We start from the raw sequence: 23,787 nt of genomic DNA, 5'->3' as shown, positions 1-23,787 counted from the left end.
AGCGGAAGGGCCCGACCCGCCTTTGGCCAGGCGGGTTGGGCCGTTTTTGCCACTTGACAGGGTTATCGGTCATATGAGCGTGCCAAACTGCCCATTTTGTGTCGCCGTCAGCGCCCAGGCCTGTTTCCACAGCGTTGCGGGGCTCCGCCGCCGAGCAAGACCCCGCAAAATCACCCTTGAGACGTGCTCGCGTTTATCCAAAGTGCGGTATGAATGCGTGCTCTTGATGGGAATGGTTTCAATTCGAGATGAAACACCCACGGGGCGCAACCATATGTCCCCGCGGGCAGGTATAATCCAGCCGAACGTTACGCGCGGTACAAGCCGCAGCTTATCATAGGTAAAGGATTTGAACGAAGCATGGCTTTCAATGAAGATAGCATGGATCGTCTGACCCCCGTGGACCCCTCGCAGATGCCCGGACGCGCGTCCCGGCAGACATCCCATCAGCATGCGGCAGGGCGCCCCGCGGTGCCCTCCAACCCCCAGGATCCCGACAGCACCGTCTACTTTGATGCTGCTCAGGCCGCGGGCGCGGGCGCGCGCACGGCGCCTCGCACCTACGGCGCCGCCCTGCGCGCAGAGCAGCTTCAGGCTCAAGGTATCCCCTCGCCCGCAACATCCCCCGCAGCGGAGGCGGAGCCCGAGTTCACCCCCATCGCGACGCAGGCGGATCGCGAGCAGTCCGTCCCCGCGGCGGAGCAGGCGCCGTATGCGACGGGCGCCTACGATTTCTCGCAGCTCGACGCGGGCGGACACGGCGGCCCCAAGCGCCATCGCGGCGTGAAGATCGCACTCGGCGTCGTGGCGGGCCTTCTCGTCGCCGCATACGCCGGCGGCGCGTTCGCGTTCTCGAACCTGTATTATCCCGGGACGCAGATCGCGGGCATCGACGTCTCCTTCATGACGGCCGACGACGCCGCCGAGCATATCGCGGGCTCCGTGCAGGACTACCAGCTCCACGTCTCCGGCGTCGGTCTCGACTGGACCTACACGCCTGCGGAGGGGTCGTTTTCGGTCGACGCGCAGGCGGAGGCCGAGGCGGTCCTGTCCGGCAACGAACCGCTCCTTTGGCCCTATCGCCTGGTGACCGGCCTTATCGCCGAGCGCGAGGGCACCGTCGACCCCAACCAGACCGTACCGGACGTCGCGGTCACCTACGACGAGGAGGACTTCACCGCCCAGCTCGGCGCCGCCATCGACGAGGTCAACGCCACGCGCCCCGGAACGTTCGACGCCGCAGGCGCCTACGACGAGGCCGCTGGCGCGTTCACCGTGGCCAAGGCGCGCTCGAGCCAGCGGATCAACCGCGACGCGATCATCGCCGCCGCCAAGGAGGCGATCGCGCGCGCGGACCGAGAGCTCGCGCTCGACGACAGCATGTACGAGGAGTTCGCCAGCGGCGCCACCGACGAGCAGCTCCAGGCCGCCTGCGACGCCGCCAACGAGATCATCGGCGTCGACGTGACGCTCAAGCTCGGCGACAAGGACGTGGCGACGCTTGACGGCGCGACCATGACGCAGTGGATCACCTTCGACGAGAACCTCAACCCGGTCCTCAACGAGTCCGGCCTGACCGACTGGATCCGCAACCTCGCCTCGACGCAGCTCGACACCGTCGGCACCGAACGCACCTACACGCGCCCGGACGGCAAGCAGGTCGCGATCTCGGGCGGAACCTACGGCTGGGTGAGCGACGAGGCGACCCTCGCGCAGCTCATCCAGGACGCCGTGGCCAACAAGCAGACCGGGGAGATCCAGATCCCGACGAAGCAGACGGCGGCCCAGTACAACGGCATGGGCGGTCGCGACTGGGGCGCCTACGTCGATATCGACATCACAGAGCAGCGCGTGCGCTACTACGATGCCAACGACCAGCTGGTATGGGAGTCGGGCTGCATCACCGGCAATCCGAACACCGGCCATGACACCCCGACCGGCATCTACTTCATCAACAACAAGGAGCAAAACGTCCAACTCACCGGCGCGAAAGACCCCGAGACGGGCGAGCCGGAGTACATCAGCTACGTCGATTACTGGATGAGCTTCATCGGCGGCGCCGTGGGACTGCACGATGCCGACTGGCAGGCGTCGTCGAGCTTCAACGACCCCACCGCCTACACGTGGACCGGAAGCCACGGATGCGTGAACCTGCCTCCAGACAAGGCTGCCGAGCTCTTCAACATCGTGCAGCTCAACGACTGCGTGATCGTGCACATGTAGCGGGTCCCCAGAACCGATCTTCTCCAAGGCCGCTCCCCCGGGGCGGCCTTCTTCATGGCCCGACGAAGACCCTTGCCGGATGGTCCGATTGGCCCGCATCCGGCATTCAGGTACTATGACCGAAGGCGACCGATCATCGCCCCCTCGTTTCACGCATCGAGAAAGGCACGCCATGCCAGCTCATATCCTGCTTGTGGAAGATGACCCGCTCATCGTGGAATCGCTGTCGGAGCTGCTCGCGCGCGAAGGGTACGCCGTGGACGCCGTCGATTCGCAGGACCGGGCGATTCGCGCGGCCATCGATCCCGCGAGCCCGCAGGCGGCCGTGCAGCTCGTGCTGCTCGACATCACGCTGGCGCAGGGCAACGGGTTGGCCGTCTGCGGTGCCATCAAGCAGGCGAGGCCCGAGCTTCCCGTCATCTTCCTGACCGCTTCGGACGACGAGTTCACCACGGTGACGGGGCTGACCATGGGTGCCGACGACTACATCGCCAAGCCGTTTCGCCCGCGCGAGCTCCTCGCGCGCATCGCCGCGGCGCTGCGCCGGACGCAACCCGCGCGTCACATCGTTCACCTGGGACCGATCGCCATCGACACCGACCGGGCGCGCGTGGAGCGCGACGGCACGGAAGTGGTCCTCTCCGCGATGGAGTATCGGCTGCTTCTGCTCTTCGCGACGAATCCGGACAAGCTCATCACCCGCGAGGCGATACGCGACGCGCTCTGGAACGACGCGGGGACCTATATCGAAGAGAACACGCTCACGGTGTATATCAACCGCCTGCGCAACAAGATCGAGTCCGACCCGACGTCGCCGAGGCTCATCCAGACCGTTCGCGGACTCGGCTACAAGGCGCAAGGATAGCGAGGTCCCATGCTGTCACGAAACCGCGAGCTCGTCCTCCTTCTCGCCGCCTTCGTTCTCGCCTCGTGCATCTGCATCGCGGTGGCGGGCCTTGCGGCGGGCTCTCAGGCGGCGATCTGCGTGCTCGCATGCGCCGTGGTCCTCGGAGTCGTGGTCGGCGTGTCCACGCGGGCGCGCTACCGGGCGATCGGCAGACTCTCCCATGAGCTCGACCAGTGCCTCAACGGCACCCGTCGCCTCAATCTGGCGCAGGCGCGCGAGGGGGAGCTCGCCATACTCTCGAACGAGATCGACAAGGTGTTCCAACGGCTCGCAATCACGACCGAGCAGCTCGAAGCGGAGCGCACGCTGCTGTCCGATTCGCTTGCGGACATCTCCCATCAGCTCAAGACGCCGCTGACGTCGCTCTCCATCATGACGGACCTCGTGCACGCCCGGATCGTGGAGGACGGCACGCATCTCACCGAGAAGGACGTGGCCGATCTTGCCGAGAGGCTGCGCGCGATCGAGGGGCTCCAGGAGCGCGTGTCGTGGCTCGTATCCGCTCTGCTCAAACTCGCTCGGATGGATGCGGGGACCATCGCGCTGGCGCATGCGACCGTTCGCGCGGGCGATGTGGTGAGGGGGGCCATAGCCCCGCTCGCCATCCCCTTCGACCTGGCCGACGTCGCCCTCATCACCCGCATCGACGATAAGGCGAGCTTTACGGGAGACCTCTCGTGGAGCATCGAGGCGCTCCAGAACGTGCTCAAGAACAGCCTGGAGCATACGCCCGCAGGCGGCACGGTGACCATCGACGTCGTCGAGGACCCCCTCGCCTGCCGCCTCATCGTCACCGACACGGGCCCGGGGATCGACGAGGAGGACCTGCCCCACATCTTCGAGCGCTTCTATCGCGGGAGCGCGAAGCACGCGGAGAGCGCCGAGGTCAATCCCGCCGGCGTCGGCATCGGCCTCGCCCTCGCGCGAAGCCTCGTCGTCGCGCAAGACGGCAGGATCCGGGCGCGCAATGTGCACGACGCCGACGGTACGGTCACCGGAGCGCAGTTCGAGATCGCGTTCTTCAAGGCCACCGTCTGACGAATGCCCGCGGGGGCGCCCCCTCCCTGTGCAAATCGGGGGACGTACCTTCCGCGTGCATAATTGCACGCGGAAGGTACGTCCCCCGATTTGCATGTGACAGATGTGTCACCTCGTGGTCATGTGGGGGAAAGGTCGCGCATCCAGAATCAAGGTGAACGTAACGGCGACGAAAGGAACATCATGAACATCCTTTCAATCGAACATCTCACCAAGGTGTACGGAAGCGGCGACACGGCGGTCCGCGCGCTCGACGACGTCAGTTTCACCGTCGAGGCGGGCGAATTCATCGCCATCATCGGCAGCTCGGGATCGGGCAAGTCGACCCTCCTCCATCTGATCGGCGGCGTCGACCGGCCGACGTCGGGCACCGTGAAGCTCCAGGGACAGGACATCTTCGCGCGAACTGACGAGCAGCTCGCGATCTTCCGCCGCCGAGAGGTTGGCCTCGTCTACCAGTTCTACAACCTCATCCCCGTGCTCGACGTCGTGGAGAACATGACGCTGCCCGTCCTCATGGACGGCCGCACGGTGAACGAGCAGCGCCTGCAGATGCTCCTGCGCGCCCTCAAGCTCACCGGGCGCGAGCACTACCTGCCCAACCAGCTCTCCGGCGGCCAGCAGCAGCGCGTGGCCATCGGGCGCGCCCTCATGAACTCGCCGGCGGTCCTGCTCGCCGACGAGCCCACCGGCAACCTGGATTCCAAGAACTCCGCGGAGATCATGAAGCTCCTGCGTGACTCGAACCGTCAGCTCAAGCAGACGCTCATCGTCATCACGCACGACGAGGACATCGCCCTCATGGCCGATCGCGTGATCGCCATCGAGGACGGCCGGCTCGTGCGCGACGAGCGCCGCGGTTAGCCCGCGCGTCGCAGGAGGACCACCATGAACATCTTCACCCGCTTCTCCCTGCGGTCGCTTTTCGGCAACCGCACCCGCACCATCGTCTCGATCATCGGCATCGCGCTGTCCTGCGCGCTCGTCTGCGCCGTGCTCACGAGCGTCGTGAGCATGTCGAACATGCTCTACGAGCGCACGGCGGCCGACGAGGGCTCCTGGCAGGTCGAGGCCGCGAACGTTCCCGCCGACGCCCACCGCGCGCTCGAGGGCGACGGGCGCGTCGCCGCGCGGCTGGACGTCGCCGAGCTCGGCGCGATCCAGATGGGCGACGACAACGCAGCCGACTACGGCAGCTACCTGTTCGCCAAGACCTGGCCCGTGAATCCCGAAGGCGAGCGCCTGGTCACCGGCCCCGAGATCACCGCCGGCCGCGCGCCCGAGGCCCCCGGGGAGATCGCCCTGCCCCACTACCTGGAGGGCGTGGAGCTCGCGCCCTGCGGGCTTTCCGTGCAGGGCGCCGACGACGCGTCCGCCATCGAGCTCGGCAGCACCGTCACGGCCGAGCTCGGCGAGCGCACGCTGCGCTATCTGGAGGACGACAGCGGCCTGACGGCAGCCGGCACCTCGCTTCGGGGCACCTACTTCCAGGATGACACGGTCGAAGAGACCTTCGACGCGGATCTCGGCCAGGTCAGCGGCACCGTGGTGGGCTTCTACCGCAGCTACGGCTTCTCGTCCACCCGCGCCCTGCAGGGCAACAGCGTCTACGTCTACCCCTCGGGCAACGAGGTCGAGGGCGCTCTCGCCGACGCATCGGACGCCACCTGCGTCTACTCGATCTTGACCACGCACGACCCGCAGGACGCCTTGTCGATCGCCGACGAGCTCTCCTCGGATATCGACCCCCAGGCTGGCGGGGTCGCCACCCACACGAGCCTGCTGCGCTGGCAGGGCGTCACCGGGAGCTCAGAGGTGTGGAACACGCTCTACATGATCGCCGGCGTGCTCGCCGTCGTCATCGCCGTGGCCGGGGTCTCGCTCGTGTACAACTCCTTCGCCATCTCGGTTGCCGAGCGCACGCGCCAGTTCGGGCTGCTGGCCTCCCTGGGAGCCAGCAAGCGCCAGCTCCGTCGCACCGTGCTCACCGAGGCGCTGCTGCTCTCCGCGGTCGGCATCCCCATCGGGCTCGTGCTCGGCCTTATCGGCTGCCTCGCCGTGTTCCAGCTCACTGGAAGCGGCCTTGCCGCCATGTTCGACGTGGACGCCTACGGCATCCAGGTGAGCGTGACCGTGAGCCCCGCCGTGCTCGGCATCTCCGCCGGCGTGGCGCTCGCGACCGTGCTCGTGAGCGCATGGATCCCTGCCCTGCGCGCCTCCCGCGTCTCGGCGGTGGACGCCATCCGCCAGACCCGCGACATCCACCTCACCCGCCGCGCGCGGCGCGCGCTCGCCCGTGCGGGAAAGAGCACGGCAGACGGCGGCACCGTCCACCTCCGCGGCCTTTCCGCGCGCCTCTTCGGCGTCCCCGGGTTCATCGCCCACCGCAACCTGACGCGCGCCACGAGCAAGGGCAGGGTCACGGTCGCCGCACTTGCCGTCTCGGTCGCCCTGCTCATCATCTCGGGTGTCATCGGCAGCGTCATGGACTACGCGAGCGGCACCGCGATCGACGCGGCGGACGGCACGGACCTGCAGGTGCGCATCGACGCCACGACGGCCGAGGGCAGCACGGGCACCATCGTGCGCGAGGACGGGAAGGTCGACAACGTCGCGCTGGCAGACGCGCTCGCACGCCTCTACGACGCCGCCGACGGCCTCGAGGGCACCACGCGCGCGGGCTACCATGCGAGCTACGTCGCCGACACCATCGTCCCCGCCTCCATGGTGTCCGACGGCTCCGATCACTTCTTCGGCACCCTGCTTGCCGACGGCTCGTGGTCTGGACCCATCTACGTCGACTTCATCGACACCGCGAGCTGGGAGACCTACGTCGACGGTCTCGGGCTGTCCCGCGAGGAGTTCTGCGACCCCGCGGGCCCGCAGGCGATCGCCCTGAACGAGTACACCTTGAACGAGGGCGGCACGTACGGGTACTACAGCCCGCTGTCGGGCACCGGCACCGTGGAGACCGTGTCGTTCGCGCCCCTTGAGGGCATGTACGTCGGGGGCGTGGTATCCGATACGAACGGCCAGCCGAGCGTCTGGTACAACGCGCCCGACGGGTCCGAGCGCTTCGTCCCGCTCGACGAGGGCATCACCGCGCGCAAGGAGATCGCCGTCGGAGCGCTCGCCGACACCGCGCCCACGGGCATCTCCACCAGAACGGGCACCCTGCACATCCTGTTGCCCGTCAGCGCCATGGCCGCGAACGAGACGCTGGGCTTCGCCGACGCCCAGATGAATTTCGATGCGGGCGGGTCGGCCGAGACCGCGGCGAACGCGCAGGACGCCCTCGAGCTCGTCGCCACCGACTTCCCAGAGCTCGATTGCACCTACACGAACTATGCCGACACCAAGATGCAGAACCGCATGATGTCCGATACGGTCCAGACGTTCATCTACTGCTTCACCGTCATCTGCGGCCTGATCGCCGTGGCGAACGTCTTCAACACGCTCACGAACTCGCTCATCCTGCGCCGTCGCGAGTTCGCGGTGCTCAAGAGCATCGGGATGGGCGAGTCGGCCTTCCGGCGCATGATCGCCTACGAGTGCGCGAGCTACGCGCTGCGCGGCTTTGCGATCGGCCTTGCGCTCGCAGCCATCGCGGCGGCCTTTTTGACCCAGGCGATGACGTACTCGTTCACCACCTTCACCCTGGAGCCCCCGATCGCCGAGGCCGCTGCCGCCGCCGGCATCGTGCTCGCGGTCATCGTGGTGAGCGCGGCCTACGCGCTGCGGCGCAGCCATGCCGCCAACGTGGTGGAAGCCCTGCGCGACGACGCGATCTAGAAGATATGGCCGATGAGCCATCGATCGTTCGAGGCGGCCGCGCGCCCCTCCTCGCCGCGACGGGGAGGGGCGCGCCCGCCAGGCACACCCATTCCCCACCGCTGGCCCGCTCGACCGCTTGCCAAAGTTTACAAAACCGCTGCCGGGCACACGACGCGCATAGAGTATCGTGTAGCCAGCGTTGAAGACACTGTTGGGATGACGAAACGAGGAAACCATGACCGACGATATCCGGAACGTCGCGGACCCGACGCCCCCTATCGAGCAGCCGGACACCGATCGGATGCCGGCTGAGGACACGGGCGAGCAGACGACCCAGTCCCCGATCCCCGTCCTTCCCGGCACCGAGGCACAGGATGCCTACGAGGGCCTCGACGCCTCGGATGCCGAGGCGTACGCCAAGCTCAAGGCGCGTCGCGCCGAGCGGCGACGCAAGAAGCTCATCAGGCGCGGCATCATCGCGGGAGCGATAGCCGCGGTCGCACTCGTGGGGGTCGTGGCGGTCAACCTGCTCACCCAGGAGCCCGAGGCCGTCTTCGAGCCCATAACCGATATCGCCATCGCAGGCACCTACACCGATTCGGTGGATGCGCGCGGCTCGCTCGAACCGCTGTCCTCCACCGTCGTGACGCCCGCCGTCTCGGGCACCATCGCAGAGGTGCGCGTCGCCGCCGGCCAGCAGGTTCAGGCGGGCGACGTCCTCATGATCATCGACAACCCCGAGCTCGACCTCGCGGTCAACGAGGCGCTGCGGTCGCTGCAGGCCGCCGAAGCCGACCTTGCCGCAGCCAAGCGCGCCCGCACCGACGCCTACAACGAGTGGTACGCCTACGACGAGGTCATCGACGAGGAGGGCAACGTCATCCCCTACGCCGGCGCCGACCCCGCCGCAGCCGAGGATTCCGTCGCGGCAGCCGAGCGGGCCGTGGCGAGCGCCCAGGCGAGCTACGACCAGGCCGTCGCCACCGCGGGCCAGCGCACCGTCACCGCGCCGAGCTCCGGCAGCATCGTCGCCATGAACGCCCAGGTGGGAGCCGACCCCAGCGAACCGGCCGCGAACTCGACGGGCGCCTCCGGGCCCCTCGTGCAGATCGCTGACCTGTCCCAGATGAAGGTCACCATCCAGGTGAGCGAGGAGGACATCGCGCGCGTGGCCGTGGGCCAGACCGCACAGGTGAGCTTCCCCGCCTTCGACGACATCATGCTCCAGGGCACCGTGCAGAACATCGCGTCGATCGCCTCGGGTTCGGGGGACATGATGTACATGGGTGACTCCTCGGTCTCCTTCGCCGTCGACATCCTGATCGACCAGCCCGACCCGCGCCTCAAGCCCGGCATGACCGCGCAGGTCACCCTCATCACCGAGCAGCTCGACAACGTCGTCATGGTGCCATCCATGGCGCTGTCCACCGATGACGGCATGAACTACTACGTCATGGTCGAGACCGACCCCGAGACGCATGAGGCGGAACGCCGCGACGTGACCGTCGTCACGCAGAACGACAGCTACGCGGTCGTCGGGCGCGTGGAGGGCGCGGGGCTGCAGACACCCGAAGACGGGCCGGAGATACCCCCGTCGCCTGTCGCCGACGGCGAGATCATCGTCATCTCGGGCGGCTCCATGAGCATGGGCGACGGAGCTGTCGGCTCAGGCGCCGCCTCTGCGGACGCGCTGTAGGGCGTGGCCATGAGACCCGTCATCGACATGCGCGGCATCCACCGCATCTTCGAGACCGAAGCCGGATTCGCGCATGTGCTCCACGACATCGACTTCACCGTCGATCCCGGCGAGTTCGTCGCCATCACCGGCCCGTCCGGATCGGGCAAGTCGACCCTCATGAACATACTCGGCTGCCTGGACACCCCCACCTCGGGCACCTATCTGCTCACGGGCCTCGATGTGGCCGAGCTCACCGACGACGAGCTCGCCGAGGTCCGCGCGACCCAGATCGGTTTCGTGTTCCAAAACTTCAACCTGCTGCCGCGCATGACCGTGCTCGAGAACGTCATGCTGCCGCTCGCCTACACCGATTGCCCGCGTGCCGAGCGCGAGCGCCGCGCCGTGCGCGCCCTGTACTCCGTCGCGCTCGCCGTGGACCATTACGACCACCGCGTGAACGAGCTATCCGGAGGCCAGATGCAGCGCGTGGCCATCGCCCGCGCGCTCGTGAACGACCCGGCCATCATCTTGGCCGACGAGCCAACCGGAAACCTCGACTCCCACACCGGCGCCATGGTCCTCGAGACGCTGCACGCCCTGCGGCGCGCCGGAAAGACCATCGTGCTGATCACCCACGACCCCGGCGTGGCCGCCCAGGCGGACCGCACCGTCACCATCCGCGACGGGCGGCTCTACCATGAAGATGAGCGGCATGGGACGAAAACGAGGCGCCGCGACGTGACCTCGCCCGCCGAGATCACGCAGGTGCTGGGCCGCCGCCCGATCGCCGATACGCCAGACCCCGGAGCGGGCAGGCCGGAAGCAGATCCTTCCGCGAGGCGCCCGCTTTTCGCCGTCCCGTCCCCTATGGGACACCCGCACCGGAAGACGGCCGCCGTCTTGGGAGGAGGTGCTCTCTCATGAGCCTGCGCGACCTGATCCGCGAGGCGCTCCGCTCGCTCGAGGCGAACCGAGGGCGCAGCCTGCTCACCATCCTCGGCATCGTCATCGGCATCGCGGCGGTCATCGCCATGACCTCGCTCATCGGCGGGGTCCGCAACATGCTCGTCGAGGGGCTGGGGCTCAACGCCGCGCGCGCCGTCTACATCTCCCCCATGTACCAGATGACCCAAGACGACGTGGACGACCTCAGGCGCCTCATGCCCGAGTACGAGCTGATCGAGGGGTCCGCGTACGGCTACGCCCAGGTCTCGTCCGACAGCGGGACCGTCGACGTGGGCATCACCGGCGCCAACGCGTCGTACCTCTCCATGACCGGTCAGGTCCGCCTGGCCGAGGGACGCCTGTTCACCACGCAGGAGGAGACGAGCGGCGCACGCGTCGTGATCCTTGACCGCGCCGGCGTGCAGGCGCTGTTCGGCAGCGCCGACGCCAGCGTCGTGGGCAAGACGGTGCGTCTCGACAACAAGGACTACACCGTCGTCGGCATCGACGAGAGCATGCCCATGACGGGCAGCGGGAGCGGCAGCACCTACATCACCGTGTACATGCCGCTCGCCACCGTGCTCGCCGACTTCAGCGGCGGATACGAGTACCTTTCGCAGGTGGTGGGCATCGCCTACGAGGGCGTGGACATCGATGCGCTCATGGAGACCACCAAGACGCAGGTCGCCGCCGTCATGGGCATCCCGGACGATCAGATCGACGAGGGCGTCTACGTCTACTCGATGAAGTCCCAGATCGACTCCATGAACGGCTTCATGAACTCCTTCTCGCTCATCATGGGCGCCGTCGCTGGCATCTCGCTGCTCGTGGGCGGTATCGGCATCATGAACATGATGCTCACGAACGTGACCGAGCGCATCCGCGAGATCGGCGTTCGCCGAGCCCTGGGCGCGACCCGACGCGACATCACGTCGCAGTTTCTCGTGGAATCGTCGGTGGTGTGCGTGACCGGGGGCATCATCGGTACGGTGCTGGGATACCTCATCTCCTGGGGACTTTCCATCGGCGCGTCATCGCTGGGGCTGGTGAGCGCCATGGGCGGCATGGAAGGGGCCTCCATCTCCCCCATGATCTCCCCCGAGGCAATCGCCGCGGCGGTGGGGCTAAGCATCGCCATCGGACTCGTCTTCGGGTTCTATCCGGCTCGCCGGGCGGCACGGCTCGATCCGGTCGAATGCCTGCGGTATCAGTAGGTTGCGTTGCCGCGTAGCGGTCGGCTTGCCGTGATTACGGGGCCGAACGGCTTGCTGCGGGGTCTCTGTGGAGACCCGGGCATGCCGTTCGGCCCCTCTTTGCGTTCTGCTCCCGCGCAACCATCGAGCCCCGCCCGGTTTGACTTCCCGCTCCGGTCGTGCTATTAGTTTGCATGCACACTGTTTGTATACAAACTGTTTGGAGCCACACGTGGAGCACCGTCGATCCGAAAGCCTTCCGGGGGATATCCGACCCATACACCATGAGCTGCTGCGCGCCTTCTCCCATTCGAATCGCGCCATGCTCTCCAGAACGCGCGCCCTCGGCCTCAAGCCGGGCCAGCCGAAGGTTCTTGAATACGTCGTCGATCACGAGGGGTGCACTCAGCGCGCCATCGCGGACGCCTGCGTGATGGACCGCTCGACCACGACCAGCATCCTCGCGCGCATGGAGGCGGAAGGCCTCATCGCGCGCAGATCGGACGAAGTCGATCGGCGCAGCTCGAGCGTCTATCTCACCGACGCCGGACGCGAGGCCGCACGACGCGTTCTCGCCATCTGCGACGAGGTGGATTCGCTCGCCTGGAACGGTTTCACCGACGAGGAGCGCTCATCGCTCTCCGACCTGCTCGCACGCGTCATCGACAACCTGTCACATGATGAGGAGTCCCTCTAGCATGAACGATTCAACTGCATCGACCGCAGGCGCGGCCTCCGGGCTGCGCGCCTCTCTTGGCGGCGACCGCCTGGCCCGCCGCTACCTCTGGTTCATCCTCGGCGTCGCCATCAACTCGTTCGGCGTCGCCTTCATCACCAAGGCCGCCCTCGGCACATCGCCGATCTCGAGCATCCCCTATGTCCTCGACCTTGCCTTCGCGCCCACCTTCGGTGAATTCACCTTCATCCTCAACACGGTCTATGTCGTGCTTCAGATCGTCCTGCTCCGTCGCGACTTCAAGCCCGTACAGCTCCTTCAGCTCGTCGTGAACCTCGTCTTCAGCGCGCTGATCGATGTCAGCATGTCGCTGCTGTTCTGGCTTGATCCGACCACCCTTCCCCTTCAGGTCGCATCCCTGCTCGGAGGATGCGCGATCCTCGGCTTCGGCATCGCGATGGAGGTCGCGCCGAACGTCATCGTCGTGCCGGGCGAGGGCATCGTCCGCACGATCTCGGCGGTCACGCGCAAGCCCTTCGGAACGTGCAAGGTTGCCTTTGACGTCACGCTCGTCACGATCGCCGCCATCTTATCCTTTGCGCTGTTCGGGCGGCTGAACGGACTCGGCGTGGGAACGATCGTGTCCGCCCTGCTCGTCGGGCGCCTGTGCAACCTCATCAACCTGCACGTGCCCCTCATCGCGCGCATCGCCCGCCTCACGCGCTCGGCACACGGCGCCCCGGAAGACGCGCTGTAGGAGTCCCGGTGCATCGCTTTCGAGGCGGACCATCGCACGGCAGATGCGCACAAGCGGATACGGTGACGCTTGCACGGCTCGGGCCCTCGCTCATTCATGAATGAGCGAGGGCCTGTTCTACGTTTCCGCAGGATACGTTTGTTTGACACCCCTGTTCATTCATGAATGAGCTGCAGGCGATACCCATAGCGAGCGCGGAACCTATGGGACTGAGTTCATCTCTGTGCCGAGGGTGCCCGCTTGCCCTGCCTCACAGGTAGCGTGTGAGGAAGTCGAACACGAGATTCCTGTAGCGGACGGGGTCTGCATAGCTGCACGCCCCGTGGCCCGCGCCCTCGAACACCGCCTTCTCCTTGATCGGGCTCGCGCAGGCGCTGTAGACCTCGTCGAGCATGCGGAAGGGCACGAACACATCGTCGGTGCCGTGGATGAACAGCATGGGAACGCGGGCACGCGCCAGGCGCTTGACGGCGCTCGCCTCCTTGAACCCGTAACCGGCGCGCACGCGGCACACCGCTTCGGCGGCATCGAGGAGCGGATGGATCGGCAGGTGCATCAAGTCGTTCATCTGGACGACGAACTCGTCCCAAACGCTCGTGTATCCGCAGTCGGCAACGATGCAGCGTACGTTGTCGGGGAGCTCGGCGCCCGAGGCCATCATGACCTCGGCGGCGCCCATCGAGACGCCGAAGAGACCGATGCGCGCCTGGGGGTCGAAGGCGACGAGCGCATCGATCCACCCCAAAAGGTCGCGCGCGTCGAGCCATCCCATGCCGACATACCGGTCGCGGTTGCGCTCGAAGCCGCGCGCCGCGGGAAGAAGGACCGAACACCCCATGCCGTGGGCCGCACGGGCCTCGCGCGCAAGATCGCTCGGCTTCCCGCTATATCCATGGCAAAGGACCAGGTAGCGGTGCGCGGTATCGGGGCTCGCGCTATCGCGCCGACCGTCATCGCCGGGTATGACGCCGGATCCCCAGATACGCCACCCGTGCAGCTCGCCCCCGTCGTGAGGGCGAATGGAAATATCGCGCTTGGACTGCTCGAACCACCGGCGCGCATCGGCCAGCGCGGGGTCGGAGCCCATGGCGGCGGCATCGACCCCGGTCACCTCGCCATCGTTGATGCGCGCCATGATGGAATGCTTGGCACGGGGATTGAGCGCAAAGTCGAACAGCGCGTTGCCGGCGACGGCGAGCCCGGCGCCACCTGCTGCGGCCGCACACGCTGTGATCACCCCAAGAGCTTGAATCATAACCATCCCTTCAATAAGGAAGCGCGCCCCGGGCGGAGCGCGCAGATCGTTCGTCTACGGTTGCGGATCGTGAGGACGCTGCTTCGCAAGCCTGGAAGGCGACACCGTGATGCCGTCGACCGCGCGGCGCACCTGCGTCCCTCGCTTGCGAGGCGCGCGTTTCGGCTGCCGTGCAGCGGGTGCGGCACCACCGGGGCGCCCGGACGCATCGGCACCCTTCACGGCAGCGGCCTCGACCTGCTCGATAGCCGCCGTCTCCGCGGCGGAAGCCGCGGCGGCGACAGCGGAGGGGGCGGACTTGACGTGCTTGTCGCGACCGAACCGGGCGATCGCGCGATCCCAGCGGTCATGGATGCTCGCGTTGTGCGAGCTCTTGAGACCGAGCAGCGGAGCGGCCAGGATCGTCGGCGCGATGAACGTGATCAGGCGCCACAGCAGATAGCCCGCCGTGGCGGCGCTGCCGTAGAAATGGCCCAGAAACAGCGCGAACCCGCCCTCGGCGCCACCCGTTCCGCCGGGCAGGGGCACGGCGGAAGAGAGCAGCTGCACAAAGGCGCTCGCCGCCATGACCGAGAAGAAGTCGACGTCGTGGTGCCCGAACGAAAGCATCAGGAAGTACGGCACCAGATAGAAGAACGCGAGCTGCAGCATGGTGATCACGACGGTGAGCGCCATGGAGCTCAGGTGGCCTGCGGCAAGCTTGAACTTATCGGAGAACGACATGACCTCGCTGTCGACGAACTCGTGCCAGCCTGCGGTCTTGTCCTTGGCCACGCCCACGCGCGCGAGCAGCGAGATGAGCCAATGCGCGACCCGCATCACCGTGCGGGGCAACAAGGCGATGGCGAAGATCGCGAGCAGGATGCAGATATGCCCGCCGAAGCTGAAGACGCTGATGAGCGTGATGTTGCCGTATTGCTCCGTGAAGAACGGCATACGGGCGATCAGCAGGATGGCGCCCCAGGCAACGAGGCCGAACTGATAGACGATGAAGCGCGTGAACTGGATGGCGCCCGCCTCGCCCACGTTCTGGCCCGCCTTGGTCAGGCGATAGATCTGGGCCGGCGTGGAACCCATCATCATGGGCGTCAGGTTTCCGAAGAAGATGCCGCTCGCCTCGACGGAGATGAGGTCTCGGATACCGACCGGAGAGGCCGGGTCGAGCCACACGGCGATCGCGTAGGCGGCGATTCCGAAGATGAGATAGAGCAGCATGCTGATGCACGCGACCACGAGCCACCCGGTCTGAACGCTGCCCATGGCGTCCAGGAACTGGGCGACCTGACCGGTCACGACAAGGTAGACGACGTAGGCGATCAAGACGATGCCGATGAAGATGGCACCGCGACGCGCACCCTTGTGATCGTCTCCCCCGGAAGCCTCGGCGGCTACCCTGGGCTTGGAAGCCAGCTTGTTAGAAGAATCCGACATGCGTCTCCTCAGATAAGCATCCGCGCGCATCGCGGACGAGAACTCTAACCCTTCTATTGTACGGTTCTTTTTCCTGCCCCTGAAGAAATCCAAAAGGCCCCCGACGGTCGTCATAGCTGTCGACAAGATAGTTGGGGGCGGGGCGAGGTATGAAAAAAGGCTCCGAAGAGCCTTTGAAGTTCTTGGTAGCCCGTACCAGATTCGAACTGGTGATCTCCGCCTTGAGAGGGCGGCGTCCTAAACCGCTAGACGAACGGGCCATATATAACGGACGAATGGCTGGGATGGAGGGAGTCGAACCCCCATTGACGGAACCAGAATCCGCTGTCCTGCCATTAGACGACATCCCATTGATGCATCCGTTGCGCTCGTGCGTTGCCGCCTTCGCGCAAGAAAGTATATTAGGGGACGATGACCAGAGGCGCAAGTACTTTTTTGAAAAAGTTTGCGGTCGTGGGGAAATCATGCAGACGCCAGGTCGGATGGGTTGGTTGGGGACGGGTTCATTTCAACCCACAGAGCAGCCTGCCACGCCAAGGGGTGTCCCCAGTATGCAAAAGTGCATACAAAAGGTACGTCCCCGATTTGCACTTAGGGCGAGGTGGGATTGGATTGGTATCGAGATATGAAAAAAGGCTCCGAAGAGCCTTTGAAGTTCTTGGTAGCCCGTACCAGATTCGAACTGGTGATCTCCGCCTTGAGAGGGCGGCGTCCTAAACCGCTAGACGAACGGGCCATGTGGTGTAGCGCCTTTGCGCAAAGAGAATATTACGGGATGACCGTCGCCGAGGCAAGAACAAATTTCAAGAATCTCAAAGTTGTGAAGCTCTTGCGAAGTGCGCAGGTCAGACGGCATGGCTCGAGCGCACATCAGGGGCGTCGACGTCCAGCCCCACCGATACGCGCCGCGTTGCGATGCGATCGAGAAGGGCCGGGGCGTGCGAGACCATGACGATCCCCATCCCCCGCTCCTCCGCGAGAGCCAGCAGAGCGCGCCACACCTCCGCCTGCGTCACCGCATCCAGCATGGCGCTCATCTCGTCGCAAATCAGATAACGCGGATGAGCGAGAAGGGCCCGCGCGATACAGAAGCGCATGAGCTCGCCGCCCGACAGCTCATGGGGCAGACGGCTCAACCACTCATCCCGAATCCCGAACGCATCCATGAGCCCCTCGTCGCGCGCAACCTTCACGGCACCGTCGACGCTGCGCGCGCACGCGCCCTCGGCGAGAGAACGGCCCATGCGCATGCGCGGATCGAACGCCTGCTCGGGATGCTGCCAGATCAGCTGAACCGGACGCGGCCCCCGTATGCGCCCTGATGCGACGGGCTCGCCATCGACCAGGACCTCCCCTGTTTGCGGCGCCAGATACCCCGCGAGGATGCGGCAAAGCGTCGTTTTGCCCGCACCCGAGGGAGCGCACAGCGCCACGCGCTCGGCGGGTTCGACGGAAAGCGACCAATCGCAATACAGGCTCCTGCCGCACGGATAGCCAAACGAGATGTTCCTCGCCTCAAGGCTCATCTTATCCCCTCCCGTCCTGAATCGAAGTCTTTCGCGCTCCCCCGGTCGCGCGGCACCGCAAAACCGTGCTGCGGCATCGCGCGCCACAGAGCGCGAGAGAAGGGGTGCACCAACAAATCCGGGTCATCAAAGCTCGACGACGCCGTCTCCTCCACGATCGTTCCGTCACGGAAGACCGCCACGCGGTCGGCGACCGACAGCGCCAAGTCGATATCGTGCGTGATGAGCACGACGCCTCCCCCGCGGTCGGCAAACGAGCGCAGATCGCCGAGCGCATGGACGGCAAGCTCGAGATCGAGGCCCGGCGTGGGCTCATCGGCCACGATCAGACGGGGCTCGTCCATGAGCGCGCACATCAGCAGCACGCGGCGCGCCATGCCGCCGGAGAGCTCATGCGGATACATCCGCTCGACCTCGGGGGCGAGACCGTAGGCGGAGAACAGCTCGCGCATGCGCTGCTCGCGGCGTGCCCGCTCCGATTTGGCGCACGCCCCGACCACCTGGCGCCCGATGCGCATGAGGGGATCGAGATGCTTCACGCTCTGCGGAACCAGCGAGATCCCGTGACCGCGCAGGCGCGCGAGCGAGGAGGCGTCCATGGCCTCGCCGTCGAACCAGATGCGCCCCGAAACCCTCGCGTTCGGCTCGTAGAGCCCCAAGATCGCATCGGCGAGCAGGGTCTTGCCCGATCCGCTCGCCCCCACGACGGCCACCACCTCGCCCTCGTGAACCGACAGCGACAGATGATGCAGCTGCTCGCGCATCACCCGCTCGGCGCGAAAGTACGGCTGAGTCTCGTCGTACATCGAAAACGAGACGGTCAGGTCCTCCACCGTCAGCAGATGATGGTTGCCGGGATGCCGCGAGCGGACGGCATGCGTATGGTGATGATGCCACTCTGCGTCCACATGGGGGCCGTGCGGCATCGCGGGGGGTTCCGCTCGCTCGATCATGACTGCACCCCCTGGGGCGAAACCAGGCGCCGAAGGCCCGAACCCATACGGTCGAACATGAGCACGACGAGCAGGAGCACGAGGCCGGGAAACACCGCGAGCCACCAGGAACCGGCCGTAAGGTAGCCCATGGCCTCGGATAGGATCACGCCAATCGCCGGCTGCTCCGGCGACAGGCCGAACCCCAAAAACGTGATGGACGCCTCATGAAGGATCGCATGGGGGAACAGCAGCACAAGCCCCACGAGGTACTGCGGAAGCACGTAGGGAACGGCATGGGTGAGGGCCATGCGCATCCCCGATATGCCGAGCGCACGGGAGCACGCCATGAACGGCTGGGCGCGCAGCTGCATGATCTCGGCGCGCAGCACGCGCGTGAGGCTCGGCCAATGCGTCAACGCCACGCCCACCGTGACACCCACCGCCCCACGGCCGAGCGCATAGCTCACCAGGATGATCAGGATCAGATGCGGAATGCCCATCACCAGGTCGATGAGCCAGCTCACGACGGCGTCCGCGCGAGGTCCGCCCAAGGCGGCGACCGTGGCGAGCGCGAGCGCGATGACCGAGGACACCGCGGCGGACAGCGTGCCGACGGCAAGCGAGGTGGCGATGCCCGCAAGCGTGCGGGCGAGCATGTCCCGACCCATCCAATCGGTTCCGAACAGGTGGGCGGCGCAAGGAGCCAGGTTCTTCTGGGCGAAGTCGGTCGCACCGGCAGCGGGCGCGAGCAGCATCCCCGCGACCGCCACGCACACCAGCGCGACGGCGGCAAGCACGCACCCGGCAAGCCACGCGCGACGACCGCCGCGCGCATACGGCCGCTCGACATCGTGGAAGAGCGTCAGGCCGTCCGCCTGGGCCCCAAGCGGCCCCGGTGCACTACCGAACATGGCGCACCTCCCGACGCATCCGGGGATCGATGACCCCGTAGAGCAGATTCGCCGCGAGGTTGCCCGCGAACACGACGGCTGCCGTGGCGAGCGCCAGTCCCACGAGCAGCGGGGCGTCTCCGCCCAAGCCCGCCGTCACCGTCGCCTGGCCGAGTCCGGGGTACGAAAACACCTGTTCCACGAGGACCGACCCTCCCACGATCTCGCTGATCGACGTGAACTGCAGCGTCACGGCGGGCAGCAGCAGGTTTCGCAGCACATGGCGCACAACCAGCGACATCCCTCCCTCGCCGCGCGTCCGCGCGAGGCGCACGCACTCGCTCGCCATGACGTCGATGGCCTTTTCACGCGTGTGCAGCGCGATGTTTGCCACCTCGGTCACCGACAGCGTGAGCGCCGGCAGTATCAGGTGATGCAGGCGCTCGGCCAGCGAGACGGTCGCCGCCGACGCGCCAATGGGAACGGAGAAGCCGACGGGAAACCATCCGAGCTGGACGGAGAACACCATCAGCAGCACGATCGCCAACCAAAACGTCGGCGTCGCCGACAGCACGTAGCAGTACAGGCACACGGCCCGGTCGAGCAGGCTCCCCTGCCGAACCCCCGCCGCGATGCCGAGTACGAGCCCGAGCGCACCCGAAATGAGCCACGCGGAGACAAGCAGCATCGCCGACCCGGCGAGGCGATCGGCGACTACCTCGGTCACGGGCGCGTTGAAGCGCAGGCTGTCACCGAAATCCCCCCGAATCGCATCCGAGGCCCACTGCCCGTAGCGCTCCCACAGCGGCTCTCCCACGCCCCAGCGCTCATCGAGCTGCTCGCGCTTCTCGGCGCTCATCGACAGCAGTGCGGCCTGTCCGGTATTCGCCTGGACGGGATCGATGGGCGACGCACTGACCAGCGCGAACGTAACGATGCTGACCGCAACCATCAGCAGGGCGAAACGCGCTATCTGGACCGCGGCGTACCTCAGCGCGCCGATCATGCCTCGCTCCAGCTCCAGCGGTCGACGTTGTTGACGAGCGACCAGCCGTGTCCGTGCGGGTGCGGCTTCTGGTCGGCCACGTCAAGACCCGTGCGCTTGAAATAGAGATGGTCGACGTTCGCGATCCAGCACCACGTCGCCGCCCCCTGTGGCGCGATCCCCTCGGTACCGTCCCACTGGGCGCGCTTCCAGTATTCGTACGAGGCCTCGATATCGGTCTGGGCGAGCGCCTGATCGAGATAGGCGTCGACCGTCTCGCTCTCATAGCACGCGTAGTTGCCCCAGCCGAAGGAGTAGTTGAGCTCGTAGACCTCGACGGGCGAATTGGAGCCCCATCCCCACAGGACGGGCTGCTCGAACTCATGCGGGTAGATCTCATCCCAGCTCCCGCCGCGCGGCGTGACCTCGAATCCCAGGTCGGCGAGCTGGTTGGCCATCTCGTTCGCAATGGCCTGGCGGACCGAGTCGTCAGACGAGTACCACAGGTCGAAGGCGGCCCGGACACCGTCCTTGCTGCGAACGCCGTCGTCCCCGAGCGTCCAGCCCGCCTCGTCGAGCAGGGCACTCGCGGCATCCGCATCGAAATCGACGCGCATGTCATCGCTCGACCACGGCATGCCGTCGCCCACGCTGTACGCGAGCCCGCCGAAGCCGTTGATCACGTGATCGATGACCGCTTGGCGGTCGATGCCCATGTTGATGGCGCGGCGCACGCTGACATCGCAGGTCACGTCGTTGCCCATGGGATACTCCGCGTCGCTGTCCATCTTGGTGCCGCCCGCGGGCACCGTCGGCAGCGACATGCCGCGCGAGTCGACCGTGTTGTAGGCCACGAGCTCGTAGCCGTCGAATGTCTGCTCGGAATGGGTTGCGTAGGTGTAGGCGATATCGACCTGGCCGGCGCGGACGGCGGCAAGGGCCGCATCCTCGTCCATGAAGACCACGACGACGCGCTCGATCAGGGGGGCGTCGCCGTAATAGTCGGGATTCGCCCGGAATATCGCCTGCTGGCCCCGGTCCCACTGCTCGAGCATATAGCGGCCCGACCCGATGGGGTTCGCGCCGTAGCCGTCGCCGTAGGCATGCTCCGGGACGATGCCCAGCACGGCAAGCGTGTAGAGCAGCGCGTTGTAGGGCTTGTTCAGGTGGATCTCGACGACCGTATCGGAGACCGCCGTCGCCTGGTCAACCATGGAAAGGTCCGCCTCGGACGTGGTTCCCTTCGCGACGGCGTTCACGGTGAAGGCAACGTCGTGCGCCGTCAGCGGCTCCCCATCGGTGAAGACCACGTCGTCTCGAATGGTGAACGTCCATACCAGGCCGTCATCCGAGCACAGGTACTCGGTGGCCAAGTCGTTGACGAAGTTCAGGTCCCGGTCGGTGGTGATGAGCGTCGACTGGATGAGCGGCTCGTGCACATGCTCGCCGCACCCCCAGGCAACAAGCGGGTCGAATCCCGCAGCCGGCTCGCTTCCTGCGTTCATGGCAACGATGACCTGCGATGTCGCTTGGGCGGCAGAGGACCCTGCCGCCGAACCGGAACCGCCCTGATCCGAGCAGCCGGACACAGCGCCCGTCACCGCGACCGTCGCGGCGATCGAGGCGCCCAGAAAGCCGCGGCGCGTCAAGATCGTGTCGGTTGAGCGCATGGCGTATCTCCTTGATAAGTGTTACGAGTAGGTCCATTCGTGTTACGGGCATATCCTACTACTGACACTTTGTCAGAACAAGGGTACACGAACCACGCCGATGCGACGTTCGTTCCCTATTGCACGCATTCGCTCCCGAAACGTCGTGCAGGCACCCGACACGCGGTAAGATGGGCGCGACCCGAGTAAGGAGCAGACCGTCATGAAAAACATCATCCCGTTTATGATCGCCCTCGTCATCTCCGCCTGCCTTTGCGCCGGCTGCACGATGACCGAAAACGAAGTGACGAGTACCGGCAGCGGCGTCAGCGCCCATATTGAATTCGAGTTCTAGACAGGCCCGTCATACAGCGATGCTGCGCCCGTCACCCGTAACGAGCGCAGCGTCGTATGCAGTCGGGATGGCCGGAGCCATCCTACAGATCGAGGAATGCCAGCAGGTCGTCGGTGCGGTTGGGCACCCTCCCCTGCATCGTCGCCTTCAGGGCCCGGCGCAGCAGCTCCCCGATACGCGGTCCGGGCTTGACGCCAGCGGCAATCAGGTCGCGCCCCGCAAGATGCAGCGTCGCCATGCTGTACGCCTCGTCGTTCGCGATGAGCTCTCGCACCATCTCGCGCATGCGCTCGATCTCCTCGACGTAATAGAAGCACGACGGAGCCTTGCCCAGCGCATCGGCGCGCTTGATGTCGAACAGCTCGCCCATGAGCCGCGGGGTGTCCATCCCCTCGCCCGAAAAGATGTGCATGACGCGCAGGAGGTCCTCCCGCTCGGCCATCATGGGAAGATCGTGATAGCGGATGAGCATGCATGCGTCGCGGATCACGTCGCCGGGCAGGGCGAGACGGCGCATAAGGTCCCGCGCCATATCGGCGCCGACCTCGGGATGACCGTAAAAGTGGCCGCGTCCCCTCTCATCAACCGTAAAGGTTTGGGGCTTGCCGATATCGTGCAGCAGCGCCGCCCACATGAGCGACGGCGAGGGCGGTTGGTCGGGATCTCCGCCGTCGATGCGGAAGCGGGAAAGCTCGCCGGCGACCGTCAGCACGCGCGCGATGTGCTCGTACACGTCAAAGGCGTGGTAGGGGCTCTGCTGGTCGAAACCGCGGCACGCGGCGAGCTCGGGCACAGCGGCGCACATGAGCTCGGGGTAGCGAAGCATCGCATCGCCGCCGTGGGCGGTGCGCAGGATGCCGTCGAGCTCGATGCCCACGCGCTCCCGCGCCACCGCATCGAGCAGGGGTGCGCACGCGGCGAGCGCCTCGGCCGTACGCTCCTCGATCCAGAAATCCAATCGGCATGCGAACCGGACGGCGCGCAGCATGCGCAAGGCGTCCTCCTCGAATCGACGGCGCGGATCTCCCACCGCACGGATGACCTTGCGCGCAAGATCGCCCTGGCCGTCGTACAGGTCGAGCAGGCCGCGCTCGGGATGCCACGCCATGGCGTTGACGGTGAAGTCGCGCCGCGCGAGATCGTCCTCGACGCAGGTGGCGCGCGTCACCTCTTCCGGATGCCGTCCGTCGGTATAGAACCCGTCGAGCCGGTAGGTCGTCACCTCGATGCGCTCACCGTCGATAACCGCCGTGATGCCGCCGAACTTGATGCCCGACTCCACGACCATGATGCCCGCGGCGCGCAGGGCCGCCTCGTTTTGCTGCCATGTTCCCGCGCAGCACAGGTCGACATCGTGGCCGGCGCCGCCCATGAGCGCATCGCGCACCCAGCCGCCCACAACCCAAGCCTCAAGCCCCGCCGCCTCAAGAACGCGCAGTGCACGCTCGCCCGCATACGAAAGCACGGTGCCGTTCAGCTGCGGTCGCACGCCGTTTTCCATGATGTCTGCCTCTCCCCATGGTCCCTCTCGACCAAAGTATACCGTTGACACGCTCCCGTAAGGCAACGG

General features: G+C 66.3%; 19 protein-coding genes and 3 tRNA genes. 11 read left to right on the top strand and 11 right to left on the bottom strand.

The genetic code is table 11. The features are described 5' to 3' along the window. Positions 1–381: 381 nt before the first annotated feature. The 10 genes from QVN30_RS10990 to QVN30_RS10945 all read left to right on the top strand — a co-directional run bounded on the left by QVN30_RS10990 (position 382) and on the right by QVN30_RS10945 (position 13,191). On the top strand, positions 382–2,223 hold the full coding sequence (locus QVN30_RS10990; RefSeq protein ID WP_289836384.1) for a L,D-transpeptidase: 1,842 nt from the start codon (positions 382–384) through the stop codon (positions 2,221–2,223). 172 nt (positions 2,224–2,395) lie between these two features. Beyond that, complete coding sequence (locus QVN30_RS10985) at positions 2,396–3,088, top strand: response regulator transcription factor (RefSeq protein ID WP_204564814.1); 693 nt, start codon at positions 2,396–2,398, stop codon at positions 3,086–3,088. A 9-nt stretch (positions 3,089–3,097) separates the two neighbouring features. Then, the gene (locus QVN30_RS10980) at positions 3,098–4,168 is read left to right on the top strand and encodes a sensor histidine kinase (RefSeq protein WP_289836382.1); all 1,071 of its coding nucleotides are present in this window, start codon (positions 3,098–3,100) and stop codon (positions 4,166–4,168) included. Between the two features lie 183 nt (positions 4,169–4,351). Next, positions 4,352–5,032: an ABC transporter ATP-binding protein gene (locus QVN30_RS10975; protein ID WP_087199323.1), complete on the top strand. Its 681-nt coding sequence runs from the start codon at positions 4,352–4,354 to the stop codon at positions 5,030–5,032. A gap of 24 nt (positions 5,033–5,056) precedes the next feature. After that, positions 5,057–7,960 carry an ABC transporter permease gene (locus QVN30_RS10970; protein ID WP_289836381.1) on the top strand — a complete coding sequence of 968 codons (2,904 nt, stop codon included), beginning with the start codon at positions 5,057–5,059 and terminating at the stop codon, positions 7,958–7,960. A 217-nt stretch (positions 7,961–8,177) separates the two neighbouring features. Beyond that, the gene (locus QVN30_RS10965) at positions 8,178–9,638 is read left to right on the top strand and encodes an efflux RND transporter periplasmic adaptor subunit (protein ID WP_289836380.1); all 1,461 of its coding nucleotides are present in this window, start codon (positions 8,178–8,180) and stop codon (positions 9,636–9,638) included. Positions 9,639–9,647: 9 nt separating this feature from the next. Next, on the top strand, positions 9,648–10,544 hold the full coding sequence (locus QVN30_RS10960) for an ABC transporter ATP-binding protein (protein WP_289836379.1): 897 nt from the start codon (positions 9,648–9,650) through the stop codon (positions 10,542–10,544). After that, a complete protein-coding gene (locus QVN30_RS10955) occupies positions 10,541–11,779 on the top strand; it encodes an ABC transporter permease (protein ID WP_289836378.1) in 1,239 nt (412 codons plus the stop codon). Before QVN30_RS10960 ends, QVN30_RS10955 begins: the two co-directional genes overlap by 4 nt. A 301-nt stretch (positions 11,780–12,080) precedes the next feature. Next, complete coding sequence (locus tag QVN30_RS10950) at positions 12,081–12,455, top strand: MarR family winged helix-turn-helix transcriptional regulator (protein WP_239456095.1); 375 nt, start codon at positions 12,081–12,083, stop codon at positions 12,453–12,455. Position 12,456: 1 nt separating this feature from the next. After that, a complete protein-coding gene (locus QVN30_RS10945) occupies positions 12,457–13,191 on the top strand; it encodes a YczE/YyaS/YitT family protein (RefSeq protein ID WP_289836377.1) in 735 nt (244 codons plus the stop codon). Positions 13,192–13,441: 250 nt separating this feature from the next. Here QVN30_RS10945 and QVN30_RS10940 read toward each other — a convergent pair whose 3' ends face one another. The 10 genes from QVN30_RS10940 to QVN30_RS10895 all read right to left on the bottom strand — a co-directional run bounded on the left by QVN30_RS10940 (position 13,442) and on the right by QVN30_RS10895 (position 21,883). Continuing rightward, the gene (locus QVN30_RS10940) at positions 13,442–14,446 is read right to left on the bottom strand and encodes an alpha/beta hydrolase (protein WP_289836376.1); all 1,005 of its coding nucleotides are present in this window, start codon (positions 14,444–14,446) and stop codon (positions 13,442–13,444) included. A gap of 54 nt (positions 14,447–14,500) precedes the next feature. Further along, entirely contained in the window at positions 14,501–15,877 is a 1,377-nt protein-coding gene (locus QVN30_RS10935) for a lysylphosphatidylglycerol synthase transmembrane domain-containing protein (protein WP_204586682.1), read from the bottom strand. 183 nt (positions 15,878–16,060) lie between these two features. Further along, a tRNA-Glu gene (locus QVN30_RS10930) sits at positions 16,061–16,137 on the bottom strand. Positions 16,138–16,153: 16 nt separating this feature from the next. After that, positions 16,154–16,227: transfer RNA gene (locus QVN30_RS10925), tRNA-Gln, on the bottom strand. Between the two features lie 309 nt (positions 16,228–16,536). Then, a tRNA-Glu gene (locus QVN30_RS10920) sits at positions 16,537–16,613 on the bottom strand. 109 nt (positions 16,614–16,722) lie between these two features. Further along, positions 16,723–17,403, bottom strand: coding sequence for an ABC transporter ATP-binding protein (locus tag QVN30_RS10915; RefSeq protein WP_289836374.1), 681 nt, complete (start codon positions 17,401–17,403; stop codon positions 16,723–16,725). Further along, entirely contained in the window at positions 17,400–18,311 is a 912-nt protein-coding gene (locus tag QVN30_RS10910; RefSeq protein ID WP_289836373.1) for an ATP-binding cassette domain-containing protein, read from the bottom strand. The genes QVN30_RS10915 and QVN30_RS10910 overlap by 4 nt, the downstream gene beginning before the upstream one ends. A gap of 41 nt (positions 18,312–18,352) precedes the next feature. Continuing rightward, positions 18,353–19,249 (bottom strand): ABC transporter permease, encoded by an 897-nt coding sequence (locus tag QVN30_RS10905; protein ID WP_289836371.1) that lies wholly within the window; start codon positions 19,247–19,249, stop codon positions 18,353–18,355. Beyond that, positions 19,239–20,234: an ABC transporter permease gene (locus QVN30_RS10900; protein ID WP_289836368.1), complete on the bottom strand. Its 996-nt coding sequence runs from the start codon at positions 20,232–20,234 to the stop codon at positions 19,239–19,241. The genes QVN30_RS10905 and QVN30_RS10900 overlap by 11 nt, the downstream gene beginning before the upstream one ends. Beyond that, a complete protein-coding gene (locus QVN30_RS10895) occupies positions 20,231–21,883 on the bottom strand; it encodes an ABC transporter substrate-binding protein (RefSeq protein ID WP_289836367.1) in 1,653 nt (550 codons plus the stop codon). Before QVN30_RS10895 ends, QVN30_RS10900 begins: the two co-directional genes overlap by 4 nt. A 202-nt stretch (positions 21,884–22,085) precedes the next feature. On the opposite strand from QVN30_RS10895, the gene QVN30_RS10890 reads away from it, so the two are divergent. Beyond that, a complete protein-coding gene (locus tag QVN30_RS10890) occupies positions 22,086–22,217 on the top strand; it encodes a hypothetical protein (RefSeq protein ID WP_255375101.1) in 132 nt (43 codons plus the stop codon). 82 nt (positions 22,218–22,299) lie between these two features. Here QVN30_RS10890 and QVN30_RS10885 read toward each other — a convergent pair whose 3' ends face one another. Next, the gene (locus tag QVN30_RS10885; RefSeq protein WP_204565288.1) at positions 22,300–23,718 is read right to left on the bottom strand and encodes a CCA tRNA nucleotidyltransferase; all 1,419 of its coding nucleotides are present in this window, start codon (positions 23,716–23,718) and stop codon (positions 22,300–22,302) included. Between the last annotated feature and the right edge of the window lie 69 nt (positions 23,719–23,787).

The sequence above is a fragment of the Collinsella ihumii genome (assembly GCF_030385545.1).
GTDB lineage: Bacteria > Actinomycetota > Coriobacteriia > Coriobacteriales > Coriobacteriaceae > Collinsella > Collinsella ihumii.
Note: the sequence above shows the minus strand (reverse complement) of the source record. Positions and strands in the feature narration are given on the sequence as shown.